The sequence below is a fragment of the Treponema sp. OMZ 855 genome (assembly GCF_024181145.1).
In the GTDB taxonomy this organism is placed as follows: domain Bacteria; phylum Spirochaetota; class Spirochaetia; order Treponematales; family Treponemataceae; genus Treponema.
The window spans coordinates 2,212,820-2,226,004 of the sequence record NZ_CP051194.1 but is presented as its reverse complement, the minus strand read 5'-3'; the positions used below and the strand labels follow the sequence as shown (position 1 = coordinate 2,226,004).

Here is a 13,185-nt window from a genome sequence, read left to right as displayed (position 1 = left end):
CCACTTGACAGTTTATAAGTATTTTAAGATAATTATTTCGTAAAATATTACGAATATTAGAGGTATGTATGATTGCTATAAAACCTGTTTCCGATTTGCGTAATTATAATGAAGTTTTGCAGGATGTTGCTGATGAATCGCCGGTTTTTCTTACTAGAAATGGCAGGGGATGTTATGCGGTGATTTCTATAAGAGATTACGAAAAATTGACGGCTACGAAAACTCTTTTTTCTGAATTGCAGAAAGGCGAAGAATCTGCTTTGCAAAGCGGGTGGCTGGACACAACACAGGTCAGAAAAATGGCAGGACTTTAATGTTTGAGATAAAAATTGCTCCGCAAGCGGCAGCAGACTTACTTGAAATTAAAAATTATATCGAGAATGAACTTCAAAATCCCATAGCAGCACATAATACCATTTCAAAAATTATAGAAAGTTATGAAAATTTGACGTTCTCTCCAAATGGAGGGATTCCTGTGGAAAAATATGTTTCATTTCCTACCGATTATAAGTTTGTGCTTGCAAATAATTATTCAATATTTTATAGAATTGAAGACGAAGTTATAAGAATTATAAGGATTTTGTATTCAAAAAGAGATTTTGTTCGTGTTTTGTTCGGTGAGAAGACCAAATAGCGTCTAACATCCGCTTCAACGCTGACAACGCAGACAAGCTGCGTTGCAGTTTAAAACAATGTTAGGTGTACAGACCACCAAGCACGCAGGTATAATCATAAACAAATTTTACTTTGTAATATTCGTGCCAATTAATTTAAAACACGCGGTAAAGATGTCAAATAAGGAAGAGATGAATTATGTAATGAAAGCGCTGCGGTTTACCGCGTTTACTGCGAATGGCTGCAAAATTAAATTACAGTCGCTTATTGCAACATTAAACGTAAAGAAACTTTCCTCTCAATAATTCGAATTCCGTAAAACCGATTGCCGAACATTCCGGAGCGGCGAGCTGTTTTTTTAATTATCAATGTGTTATTATAGTATCGTACTTCGATATGAAGTTTTAATAATTTTTTATACAACAAGGGGTATATATGAAAATCGGATTTGGAAGCGATCATTCGGGAGTTGCATTAAAACATATTTTAATGGAGCACGTTCGCAATAAAGGATATGAATGCGTCGATTATGGTGCGGCGGATTCAAAGGTTTCGGTAAACTATGCCGAATTCGGCTTAAAGGTTGCAGAAGCGATTAAATCGCACGAAGTTGAAAAGGGCATTATGGTGTGCGGATCGGGTGTTGGCATTTCTCTCGCCGCAAACAAAGTTCCCGGAGTGAGGGCTGCGGCGTGCAGCGAACCGTGTACGGCAAAGCTCGCCGTCGAACACAGCGACATAAATGCGGTCGCCATGGGCGTATGCATCGTCGGCCCCGAAGAAGCAAAAATGATTGTCGACGCCTTTCTCGATGCCCGCTTTGAAGGCGGCGTTTACACGGAACGGGTCGATACTCTTTCCGCTATAGAAAGAAAATACGGTAAATAAACGCGGCCGCCGATAGGAGAAAAAGAATGAAAAGGTTGTTAATTTTATTCAGTTTATTTTGCGCTTTATTATGTTCTTGCACGAGCTTGTGGCGTGTTGGAACTGCCGATGTTAAAAATTCGTATTTAATGAAATTAGATGAGGAGTTTTCGGTTTCAGGAAATGAATATTCCGTAGGAGAAAACTTTAATTTTATTGTAGAAGCAAAAGAACCCATCAAAGGCATTCATATAATTCTTTCAAAAGAGAAATTAGACCCCCGGCAATATATTGGGAAAGAAATAGATGAAACTCCTTTTTCGGTCGGAAATATGATAATTACGGATAAAACGGAACCGAAGATTTTGTATTTTAATTCGGATTTAGTAAATAATTATTTATTTCCAAAGGAAAATACCGAAAGTAAAAGTTTTTCTCTCAAAATAAAAGGTTTCGCGGAGACGGATAACAGTAAATCGTTCGGCAAACTGTTTTGCTACGGTTTTTGCGATTTGAATAAAAACCGGATAATCGAAAGCGATGAACTGAAACAAATAATAATTAATGTAAATCCCTCGCTTTCTCTTACAGATGAAAAAATATATATATCAACAGTCGGTTACAAAGTAAAGACATATTCTGAAGTTGCAGAGACATATGTTATTTATAAAATAAACAGTTTTGTCGGTTTTACTGAATTTAAAGCAACGGTTACACCGTATGTATCTAATTTTGATATGCTTTTTAAAAATGAATCTCCGTTTAAAGACGTAAACTACTATATTGTGCATTCTCCCGTAACAACAAATAAAGTTTTAAATCAACCGTATAAATATGCGATGTCAAATTTATTAATATTCGATGTCACGGAAGATATAAAAGATTCCAAGGAGGAATATATTGCGGCACGTAATTATCAAGTAAAAAAAACAAAAGATATTCTAAGAATTTGTGTAAATATTTCAGGAAAAATAATTTTTCCTGAAATAATTGAATACTAAAATATAACTTAAAAAAGGATCTCAGCCGATTTTTTTACGATGGCTGGCCGGTTGCTGCGGCTTTTTCTATTTCCGCAGCCAGAATTTTTGCCGATGCCGAATTAAAATGAACGCCGTCTACGCTTGTGTTCAAACCTCGTGCTTTTGCGAATATGTCTTTACAGAACGGCAACAGCGTCATTATGACGGCATCTATAAGCCTGAACGTAAAACCGTGTTTCCACGTATAGGTGCGCTTGTCGGGTAGAAGCGTTTCTTTTTGCAGTTTGTATATATCGATAAAAGAATAATTATATTTTTTCGCCAATCGTTTGATAACGGCGTTTCTTTGTACAGTCTTTTCGTGCGGAAAATTTTTTAAGTTAATAAACGGTATTCCGAAAACGATTACGCGTTTGTTTTTTTCGGAGCATAAGTGCAAAAGCCTGTCATATTCGCGTTCAAAGTTATCGTCATTTTCTATGCACCGTTTTATTTTGCAGCGCAGATTCATTGTCAAAAACCAAAATAAAGAAAGGGATTTTAAATACGGCAGCAGAATATCGTTTGTACCGATTCCGAGGATGAATGTACCGCCCCTGTGTCGGGATTTATCGATTATTTTTTTGAGCTGGTCGTAAGCGCCCTTAAGCGTGTCGCCGTTTTTTCCTTTGTTTACGGCATGAATTTTTTTGTTTAAAAAATGGATATACGAATAGCCGACATTACCGAATGTTAAGCTGTCGCCGATACAGATGAGTCTCATTCCACGCTGATTATGGTTCGTTGGAATTCCGGCAAGATATTGATACAACTGAGAGTGCAGAGATCGCATTTCCTCGGGGGCTTTCATCGAGTGCCGGTACATAAATAAATTTCCGAAGCGGCTTTTAAAAATCTGAGTAAAAACGGCTTGCATAACCGGAGTCGGCAGCAGTCTCAAAAGGTGCATTTTCGGAGGCGAAAGTTTTACGCCCGAGCGGTACAATTTTTGAAAGTTGTTTTTTATTTGCCGCGCCGTATCGTTCATAATGCCCGCTTCTTTCCAAACCTCTTCCGGATTTTCGGCTTTATAATACGCATCGGCAATCGGGACAACCAGAGCCAAGTGACACAACTGCCAGCCGTGCATGTCTTTTACGATTCGGTACGGCACGTTCACCGTCTTAAAAAGAGACGCGAGTTCTTTCAGCCGCTCCGATGTGTTCCCGCCGATTTCGGCGAATGTCGTAGTCTGAATAAGCGGCGGCGTAAAGTCCGCTTTCAGCACGCCGTCTTCATAGCTGCCGCCCGCTCCCGGGAATGCAGGGATAATGCGTCCCTTACCGCACAGGCGCTCCCAGTCGGCGTAAGGTTCAAGCGTATTGACCATCGTAACGATATTCGGGCTGCCATTCGGCCGGAGTTCTTCGAGCGCCGTATGCACTTGATTTTCTTTTACCGTCAAAAAAATAAAATCATAGATATCATCGTTTTGCAATTTAGCGATAACTTTAATATTTGCTTTATACTGTTTGCCGTTTTCTTCATACAGCAAGCCGCGGGTTTTCAATGTTTCGAGTTTTTTCCCTCTTGCGTACACTGTCGTGTCACAGCCTGCTTCGGCGAACGCGTTGGCATACAAACCGCCGATTACGCCTGCACCGTAAATTAAAAGTCTCATTTGTCGATTGCGGTCTCCTCTGAATTGAAAATTATGCCACAAATAGATTTCAGTATAAAAAAGTAAAATATTGATGGAAACTCAACTGCTTTTTCCTTTATGCATTTTATTTAATTCGGCGATATAATTCAAACCAAAAATCTCAATCTCGTCTAATACTTTTCGAAACTGAGTTCCCAATTTGCTCAAAGAGTATTCAACATGAGGCGGGACTTCGGCAAAGACTTTGCGGTCGATTAGTTTATCTTTTTCAAGCTGACGGAGCTGTCTTGTTAAAACCGTTCGAGTTGTTGTAGGCATTAATCTTTCGAGTTCATTAAACCTTTTTGTACCCGTACTCAGATGATATAAAATTATAATCGCCCATTTTCCTTGCAATACTCTTTGAGTAGTAGCGAAGGGACACTTATCATAAATCGACATTATAAGAACCCTCTCAAGTATTATATTTGATACTATGTATTATAAATGTTCGTACTTACAAAATCAAGACTAAAGACTATAATGATACTTAGAGAAGTGAGAAACTTCTAAATATTTACTGGAGGAATGTTATGAAACATGAAGTAATGAAGGTCTTTGATGCTTATCGAGATGCACTGGAAAAGGGCGATTTTGCGGGAGCTTTTGCAACAATGTCCGATACTGTTGTATGGCACATGGGAGGCGAAAGTTCGCTTTCAGGCACGATTATAGGGAAACAGGCATTGGGTGAGCGTCTAGGAGAATTCGCAAAAAGAAGCGGTGGCACATTTAAAGTTATTACAAATTGGGCTGCGAGCAACGAGTGTTTTGTTGCTGCAAGTGTTGTTTCCGTAGCGGAGAGAGGAGCTGATAAGCTCAATGATCCGGGAATTGATCTATTCAAAATAGAAAATGGCAAGATACAAGAAGTATGGACTTTTGCTGAGCAACAATCGGCAGAAGATAAATTTTGGGATAAAGTATAGAATTTTTATGTGTTATAGATTATCATAGGAAAATAAATAAAAGACATCTAACACCCGTTTCAACGCCGACAAATGGGGCAAGCCCGTTTGCAGGTTAAGCGGATGTTAGATGGATGTCCCCGCTGGGGCGAAGGGAGAAAGGATGAAAAAAAGATTATTGGTAGTGATAATGTATTCATTTGTTTTGTTTTCAATAGCTGCTCAATCTACTAAAGATTATACTATTTTTTTAAATATTGTAAAAAAAGAATTAAAAGAAATCCATATACAAAATTATGAAGAACACTTCAATGAACAGTATTTTATTATCAAAGAAAAGAATGATTATTTTGATGTTGATACAGAAGTCGGATTGACAAATTTATATAATATCTGTGTACAAAATGATAAATCACAATGGGAGAGTATTATTAAAGACCATTTTTCTCAAGTCAAAAACGGAAGGGCAGAAGAAAAAGAAATTCTTCCTAAATTAGAAAAAATAGAAACGGGTAAAGAATATCTGAGAATTCGCCTATATCCGATTGATTATAAAAAACAGATTTCAAAATCTTCAATAACAGATTGCTCGATGGATGACTATATCGGTGTTGTTGTTATAGATTTTCCCAGTGCAGTAAAAGCCTTGTCAAATGAATATGTAAAAAAATGGTCAATCAGTGAAAAAGAAATCTTAAAAATTGCAAAAGAAAATACACTTAAAAACAATACTGAAAAATTTGAAGTATATAAAATATCAGATACTTTTTCGGTCTCTATAATGCTTTCCAATACAAATATTTTTATTACTTCTTCTATTTATGATTTAAATAAAAAATATAAGGATCTTTCCGAATATGGTGCCTTTGTAGCTATTCCAAACAGATATGGAATAATTCTAAAAAATATAAATAAAGAAACTTTGAATAATGATATTATACAACTGATTGGATTAGTAAATTATATGTATCAACAAGGTCCGGGAAGCATTACCGATGCAATATATTGGTTTGATGGTAAACAATTCTACAAAGTTATCCATAATACTTCAAAAGGAATGATAAAACTTCCTGATAAATTAGTGCAAAAATTGAAATAAAACCACATAGCACCATTTTCAAAGCCGACAACGGGACAAGCCTATTGCGGTTTAAAACAATGTTGTGGCGATAGGTTGCTGGTTTACCGTGGAGGAAAAATGAAAAGTTTAAGTAGAATTATATTATTTTCTGTTCTATTATTTTTGTTTATCTCATGTAAAAAAAGTGAAGATAAAGATTTTACTGCTGTAGCAATGGATATAGAAAATTCTGCAAGAGAAGAATTGCTAACCTTTGAAGAAGTAAGAGAAAGATTAGATTTAAAAAATCCTGAAGTGAAAGAATATTTTAAACCATTTTATGAATCTCTAAAAATATTAGATGTGGAAAATCCTACTGTTGAAGATCAGATAAAATTATTTTATGAAACAATAAAAGTATTGGAAGAGGAATACTATTTTAATATATTTGATTTTGATTATAAACCAAGCGATGAATTAACAGAAATATTTCATAAAATATTTTTAGAAGATGAAATTTGGCAGAATATCATTTCGAATTTATATACAAAAGCATCTCAGCAACCGGATAGATTCCTTAATACAAGTAAAAGCATAAAGATAAAAGATATCTCAATAGTTTCAATCACTGATAAGGAATGCACTTGTATCGTAAAAGCAGAGGCTTCACATTGGTTTTATGCAGACCATGGTATGGAGCTTACAAAAAAGGTGTATTTCAAATATTATGATGATATTTGTATAAGTGAAGAAGAATTGGAAAAATTCGGCCAAAAAGCTTTACAGGAATATAAGAAGATTGGAGAAGGAAAATTCGCGGGAAACACTATAAAGACAGAAGAAAATCATATATTCCATTTAGTAAAAAAAGAAGGGGTATATAAAATAAAAGATTTTGTTTTTAATATTACCTCATTTACAGAAGGCTGAAATATTATGTATAAGAAGAATATTTTAGCTATACCTCAAGGTGATATGATAAATTATATTCATGGTGGGTATCTTTCAGAATTTGAAGAATACATTTTAATAAAGGTAAATAATGGGAAGATAATTGAACAAGGGAAATATAATTTAGAAAATTATAAAAATAAAAAATACCAAGCATTCGAAAGATTTTATGGTTCTGCTAAGTGTAACGAATCTTTGAAGAAAAATGGAATACAAGATGTATTTAGGACCGAGCCTTTTTGATATAACTCAAAAATATATAAAAGAATTACGGGATAATAATTACGAGGGCTACAATACTGATACGTACGAACTATTTGTAAAAATCATATTAAAGAAATTGACAAAACACTTGCTTCAATCTAACATTGTAGATAGATCGTGAATGCAGGTTGAGTAAATGTTATGCGTATACCCCACTGGGACGCTTGGAGAAAATAAATGAGAATAAAAATTCTAAAAAAAATAATTTACTCTTTACTTTTATTAAATTTATTTATAGATATTGCATGTGCTGAACCAAGGAAAGAAACTAAAAATATTTTACTGGTTTATTTATTTCAAAAGGGGTATGGAGAAAAAGCAACATATTCAATTTATAATGGAGAGCGGTTGTTAATTGACTTAGACTGTTTAAAGAAACGCAATATTTTAGGAATAAGATTTGACAGGGAAAATAAGGATACAGTTTTATTTGCTGAAAAAAATGATAATTTATATCGTGTAATAAGGCTTAATTATATTAACAATAAAGAAGCTGTTTTATTTGATTTTGAATGGGAAATATATCACTTATGTACTTTTACTGAAAATACTATATTCTGGTGTGAACGGTGTGAGAAAAACAGGGAACCTCATATTCTATATGAATATGATTCTCGAACAAAACGAATAAAAAAACTGTATGAAATTGAAGATATTCTCAAAAAATTCGAAGAACGATATGAGCCCCGATTTATTACAAGCGTTCAAGCTGATGATGATACTGTTTATTTTTATATGGACGGAGGATTTGTCGGTGATTCGGGAAATTTTGTAATTGACCGCTCAACAGGAAGTATCCGAAAAAATGAAATTGATATCGGCTGGTCTTATCCTCATAGTCGTCATAAAAATAAAATAATACGGCAGGGTGCATCTGTTACACAAACAGAGAATATGAAATCTTTTAGAAGCGATAGCAAAAGCTGTGTTATAACGGATTTAAATACATTTGAAGATATTCAATGTACATTTAAGCAAAGATACGAGCGAGTGGCCGGACCTTTAGTGCTGCTATCTGATGATTATTTTCTGGCACCGTTTTGTATCAGTCCTTTTAGGGATTCTTTGCGTAACGGACTGTTTGGTCATAATTGGACTGTTTGTTATACAGTATTTGATATTAAGAAAAACAAACCTGTATTTAACGGAATCAGAACAGAAACCGATATAATGCACCTTGTTGATGCAAAAATCATTGATGAGAACTAGAAGAGGATAAACACATTAAATGTTTTTTAGCCGAGTCAGGATTGATTAAAAAAGAAACAGATCTTTATGATGAGGTAAGTCTACAATGGGTCTTGACGTTCATCAGTTAAAATATTAACCTAGAAAAGGTACTTCTAGAAATATAAAACGTCCTTTTTAAGAAAAAAAGAAAGTGAATATAATATTTCACGAAAAGATATTTTTCGCCTAAGACAGTTTTTAAAATCAACGGGTAGACAAGCTGCCTATAGTTTAAAACAGTGTTCTACATAACAGCACACTGCGCTTGATTGAGAAAAAACGGCTTTTTCGCTTGAGTAAAGGAAATTTTGGTAATTTTAAAATGTTGAAAAAAAGAAATGCACTATTCTTGCTTTGTATATTTGCATTTATATCATGGGGAATATGGTTGTTAGAAGTAAATCCATTTTTAACTAATACATGGGATTGGATTAGGTTTAAAAAAATAACATTTATTCTTACACCTTTATTGTTTATTGTATGGGGTTATATGTCTCAAGTAATTACAAAAATATTTTCTATGATTTTTAATTTACTTATATTTTTTATATTCTTTTTAATTATATTATTTTTAATTATGGCTGCACATATAGCAGGTCCTGCCGGTATTATATTTTTAATTTCCCCTTTTTATTTTTTGCTTTATAAACCAATTGTATTAATTTTAATATCGTTTTTTACTTTTGTATTTAATTTAATAATTATAGAATTAAATCATCTTAAAATTAAAAAGAAAGAATTTTTAATAATAATTTATACTTCTTTCTTTATTATTCCGATTGTGATGTTTTTTATAAGTTGTTTATTTAAAATATTCAATGCAAATGAATATATAACTGGTTTTTTTGGATATAACAATATGGATACTATTTTATGGTTTAAAACGGGTATAGTTATTCCATTATCATTTATCTATGAAGGATGTCTGTTGTTGGTTTTTAAGAAATGAAAATACAATTATAAATATACCAAAGTTAGTTGATAAAAAAGAAGTAGCGAAATCAAAATTTGAGGAATGTGTTTTCGCTGATGAATTTCCCATGCATTAATAAAAATATTAAAAATGACATCGAGCTTTCTGGTTTAGGTAGAAGAAGCTGTTTGATAAAAGAAAACCGAATATAATATTTCAATAAGAAATATTTTGTCCAACACTGTTTTCAAAGTCGGAAAAGCGGTCAAGCTGCGTTACGGTTTAAAACGTTGGTTATATGGACTGCCTTCTGGGGGGGGGCAGTAATTCTGAGGGGGATATGAAAAATAAAAGAATATGTATTTTGTGTATCTTACTATTTTTATTGCAAAATATCTTTGCTCATGATGAACGAGAGATGGATATTTTCATTTTACTAGAAAATAATTCTAATAGTATTCTACTGTATAAAGGATGGATTCCGAAATCCCATGATGAGTCAGCAATTTTAAATAAAGATCTCTATAATGCTTTAATATCGATGGATAGAAAAATTAAAAAGTCAAAACCTATTTCTATAAATAATGTTGAAAAAGCTTGTATTATAGATGGTGAATATAAAGTTGAGTATCTACTGACAGGAAAGAAGTATGAAATTCAAAATAATTATTGGGTGTATGAGTCTCAGTCTGGAAAGTTCTATAGATGTGATATTTTAAATGAATTGAGAACCATATATGATTGTTATAATTATTCGGATTTTTATAGTAAATATTATTTACAGGATACATTAAATATTGCTGATTGTAAAAATATAAGTTTTATAAAATGGCTTTTTACTCATGAAACGGATATTCAAATTAAAGATAAACCTATTGAGGTTATTGAAAAACAATATTCAAATGGAATTCCAATTAGGATTCAACAATTACCTTGTTACTATACAATAAAAATTTCAAATGAAGAATATAATCAATATAAAAAAGCTTGTAAGAAAAGGTCTGATTGGAAAATATTTAAAAATGGTGAAATATCATTTTGTCTTATAACAAAGTTTGATTTATGTTGTGTTATAAAAGAAAATGAGCTGATTTTTGGATTTGGAAATATGGATATTATCCATCCATAAAATGAAATAATACATAACATCGTTTTCAAAGTAAAAGGTGAGGGAGTGATAAAAATATTGATTCATGATACACTTTAAAAAAATAAGAAGATTTGATAATGTTGATATATAGAGGGTTATATAGTATATTGTAATAAACATATACGAAATAAGCACACTTCATGTTCAAGAACTATTACTGTTAGCGCTAACTATATATGCCATCATCACCGCGTTTATTCGTGGGGGTGTTAAAAAGCAGTCCGGTTGTCTTGAATAGAGAAGGAGAAGACGTTGAAAAAATTTGAAGAACGGTTAACGCGTCTTGAAGAAATCAGCGAAAAAATCAAGAGTGCCGATCTTCCGTTGGAAGAAGCTCTTGCGGCTTTTGAAGAAGGAATCAAGCTTGCTAAAACCTTGGAAAAAGACATTGATAAAATAGAAAGTAAGGTGCAGATATTGATGAATCAGCCGGTGCAATCGCAGGATAAACCTGAGCTGGAGCTATTTTCAGCTGATGACATATAGCGATGGATACCTCGTCTCAATCACCTGCTGAAATATCTCAAGTTTCTTTTCATACTGATACGGCTGTCGATTCCACCGCTGTGTACAAGCCGATAAAAGCGCTTGATGCGGAAACGGCACGGAAAATTGCGGCCGGCGAGGTTATTGATCGCCCTGCAGCCGTTATCCGCGAGCTTCTAGACAATGCAATCGATGCAGGCGCTTCAAAGGTGCAAGTGGAAATCTCAGGCGGCGGTATCGACCGCATTCGGGTTACGGATAACGGTTGCGGAATGAGCCGCGAAGACCTCGCAATCTGTACGGATACCCATACGACGAGCAAGATATCCACCGCGGAAGATTTGCTCTCCCTGCACAGCCTCGGTTTCCGCGGCGAAGCGCTTTCTTCTATTAAAGCGGTCAGTGATCTTGAAATTACCTCAACGAGGAGCGGACCCGCCGCATGGAAATTGCAGCTAGGGAAGATACTTCCGGCTCGTCTAAATGCCGGTACTGTGGTGCAGGTAGAAAACCTCTTTGAAAACTTTCCTGCCCGCAAGCAGTTTTTAAAGCGGGCGGCTGCCGAGACTGCGCTGTGTAGAATAATCTTTCTCGACAAAGCTCTGCCGCATTACCGTACCGAAATGCGCTTTATCACGGATGGCGAGCTTCGCTTTCTGCTTCCTCCTACAGAGTCGCTGCGGGAACGTTGCCTCGCCGCTTTTTCGTTTAAAGAACCCGAAGCGCTCTTTTTTGAAATTGAAGGAAGCGGTGAGCATTTCTCGTTCCGTATTGTGCTCGGCAGCCCGGATGTTGTCCGAAGCGATAAACGCGCTATCATGGTATTTGTCAACGGTAGAAGGATTACCGAGTTTGGACTTACGCAGGCAATCGAGTACGGCAGCGAAGGCTATTTCCCCAACGGCGGACATCCCGTTGCGTTTTTATTTTTAACGGTAGAGCCTTCCCGTGTGGACTTTAACATTCACCCCGCAAAAAAAGAAGCACGCTTTCAGGATTACGGCGCTATCCACCACGCCGTCAGCAGCGCCGTCGGCTCCTTTTACCGGCAGCATACCGTTGCAAGTCTCTTAAAAGAAAAGTATGACCCCAGCCTTACCCGCCCTCTGGATTTTCAGCACGGTTCCCCGGCAGGAGCATACCCACAGTCATCGCACTCCGGCACGGCAGCCGGTCAGTATGGAGACGGTAAAAGCGGTAACTCAGCCGTCGGTACAGCAGCCGATGAGTATGACCGATATGGAAAGGAGTACGGAAACGATACCGGTGTACTGCCTGACGGATACAACTACGAGGTGTCCGGCACTCAAGCGGAGTACGGTTCTGCACAAAGCGGATATGGCAGCGCATTCCGCCAAATAGCGGCGACAGCAGCAGTTCCTTATTCAGTAGGGGAACGCATTATTCCACCGCCTGCGGCTACGGGTACGGCAGCGTATCTACAGCCGCCGCCGGATCTTCCTCCGGCTGATTTTAAGCTGCTCGGACAGGTCGCCGGTACCTTTATCGCAGTAGAAAAAAACGAGGCGCTGTATTTAATTGACCAACATGCTGCCCACGAGCGGATTATCTTTGAGCAGCTGCGGCATAATATCGGCGGCGTACAGGAGCTGTTAATCCCCTACCGCATTATCACTTCATCGGAAGAAGACGATGCGTTTATCAAAAAACATCAGGAGCTGCTGTGTAAGGCGGGCTTTGCCCTCTCCGATGAAGGTGCGGGCGTATGGCAGGTAACCGCCGTACCGGCACGGTGGACAGGCACGGAGCGCGATCTTATCCGCGACATCACGGGCGTCCGTAAAAATGCCGATGATATCCTCTATCAGATTTTAGCCTCAGCCGCCTGCCGTGCTGCCTGCAAGGATCATGCCATCCTCGACCCCGTAACCCAGCAGCACATTGCGGCGCAAGCCTTTGAACTTCCGGAACCCATCTGTCCGCACGGCCGCCCAATCTGGATTGTGCTTACCCGCGAAGAACTCTTTAAACGAGTTAAGCGAACGTAGACAAAATATTTTTGTACGGCTATGCAACCAATATCTCAGTACAATAGGCTAGGGAGCTTATGAAAGCG

At 36.4% G+C, this 13,185-nt stretch carries 15 protein-coding genes and 2 pseudogenes; 14 read left to right on the top strand and 3 right to left on the bottom strand.

From position 1 onward, the window contains the following. Positions 1-68 precede the first annotated feature (68 nt). The 5 genes from E4N65_RS10090 (at position 69) to E4N65_RS10075 (ending at position 2,483) form a co-directional block, all read left to right on the top strand. On the top strand, positions 69-314 hold the full coding sequence (locus E4N65_RS10090) for a type II toxin-antitoxin system prevent-host-death family antitoxin (RefSeq protein ID WP_253673126.1): 246 nt from the start codon (positions 69-71) through the stop codon (positions 312-314). Then, on the top strand, positions 314-634 hold the full coding sequence (locus E4N65_RS10085; RefSeq protein WP_253673124.1) for a type II toxin-antitoxin system RelE/ParE family toxin: 321 nt from the start codon (positions 314-316) through the stop codon (positions 632-634). Before E4N65_RS10090 ends, E4N65_RS10085 begins: the two co-directional genes overlap by 1 nt. Before the next feature lie 154 nt (positions 635-788). Then, positions 789-920, top strand: a complete 132-nt coding sequence (locus E4N65_RS12190) for a hypothetical protein (protein ID WP_256478211.1) — start codon at positions 789-791, stop codon at positions 918-920. Positions 921-1,050: 130 nt separating this feature from the next. Beyond that, positions 1,051-1,503: a ribose 5-phosphate isomerase B gene (gene rpiB, locus E4N65_RS10080; protein WP_253673122.1), complete on the top strand. Its 453-nt coding sequence runs from the start codon at positions 1,051-1,053 to the stop codon at positions 1,501-1,503. 26 nt (positions 1,504-1,529) lie between these two features. Further along, on the top strand, positions 1,530-2,483 hold the full coding sequence (locus E4N65_RS10075) for a hypothetical protein (RefSeq protein ID WP_253673120.1): 954 nt from the start codon (positions 1,530-1,532) through the stop codon (positions 2,481-2,483). A 34-nt stretch (positions 2,484-2,517) separates the two neighbouring features. Here the strand turns inward: E4N65_RS10075 and E4N65_RS12275 are convergent. The 3 genes and pseudogenes from E4N65_RS12275 to E4N65_RS10065 all read right to left on the bottom strand — a co-directional run. Continuing rightward, positions 2,518-3,159 (bottom strand): annotated as a pseudogene (locus E4N65_RS12275) (SGNH/GDSL hydrolase family protein); the annotation flags it as partial. A gap of 78 nt (positions 3,160-3,237) precedes the next feature. After that, positions 3,238-4,125, bottom strand: a pseudogene (locus tag E4N65_RS12270) (ketopantoate reductase family protein); the annotation flags it as partial. Positions 4,126-4,206: 81 nt separating this feature from the next. Continuing rightward, entirely contained in the window at positions 4,207-4,548 is a 342-nt protein-coding gene (locus E4N65_RS10065) for a winged helix-turn-helix transcriptional regulator (RefSeq protein ID WP_235619643.1), read from the bottom strand. A 131-nt stretch (positions 4,549-4,679) separates the two neighbouring features. On the opposite strand from E4N65_RS10065, the gene E4N65_RS10060 reads away from it, so the two are divergent. From E4N65_RS10060 to mutL, 9 genes are all read left to right on the top strand, one after another. Next, a complete protein-coding gene (locus E4N65_RS10060; protein ID WP_044014934.1) occupies positions 4,680-5,075 on the top strand; it encodes a nuclear transport factor 2 family protein in 396 nt (131 codons plus the stop codon). 142 nt (positions 5,076-5,217) lie between these two features. Next, entirely contained in the window at positions 5,218-6,153 is a 936-nt protein-coding gene (locus E4N65_RS10055; RefSeq protein WP_253673116.1) for a hypothetical protein, read from the top strand. 99 nt (positions 6,154-6,252) lie between these two features. Beyond that, complete coding sequence (locus tag E4N65_RS10050) at positions 6,253-7,044, top strand: hypothetical protein (RefSeq protein WP_253673114.1); 792 nt, start codon at positions 6,253-6,255, stop codon at positions 7,042-7,044. Between the two features lie 6 nt (positions 7,045-7,050). Then, the gene (locus tag E4N65_RS10045; RefSeq protein WP_253673112.1) at positions 7,051-7,308 is read left to right on the top strand and encodes a hypothetical protein; all 258 of its coding nucleotides are present in this window, start codon (positions 7,051-7,053) and stop codon (positions 7,306-7,308) included. A 198-nt stretch (positions 7,309-7,506) separates the two neighbouring features. Then, positions 7,507-8,538 carry a hypothetical protein gene (locus E4N65_RS10040; RefSeq protein WP_044014940.1) on the top strand — a complete coding sequence of 344 codons (1,032 nt, stop codon included), beginning with the start codon at positions 7,507-7,509 and terminating at the stop codon, positions 8,536-8,538. A 286-nt stretch (positions 8,539-8,824) separates the two neighbouring features. Then, the gene (locus tag E4N65_RS10035) at positions 8,825-9,508 is read left to right on the top strand and encodes a hypothetical protein (RefSeq protein WP_253673110.1); all 684 of its coding nucleotides are present in this window, start codon (positions 8,825-8,827) and stop codon (positions 9,506-9,508) included. A 304-nt stretch (positions 9,509-9,812) separates the two neighbouring features. Further along, the gene (locus E4N65_RS10030; protein WP_253673108.1) at positions 9,813-10,601 is read left to right on the top strand and encodes a hypothetical protein; all 789 of its coding nucleotides are present in this window, start codon (positions 9,813-9,815) and stop codon (positions 10,599-10,601) included. Positions 10,602-10,874: 273 nt separating this feature from the next. Next, entirely contained in the window at positions 10,875-11,108 is a 234-nt protein-coding gene (xseB, locus tag E4N65_RS10025; protein ID WP_162664362.1) for an exodeoxyribonuclease VII small subunit, read from the top strand. 2 nt (positions 11,109-11,110) lie between these two features. After that, positions 11,111-13,117 carry a DNA mismatch repair endonuclease MutL gene (gene mutL, locus E4N65_RS10020; protein ID WP_253673106.1) on the top strand — a complete coding sequence of 669 codons (2,007 nt, stop codon included), beginning with the start codon at positions 11,111-11,113 and terminating at the stop codon, positions 13,115-13,117. The last annotated feature ends 68 nt before the right edge of the window (positions 13,118-13,185 follow it).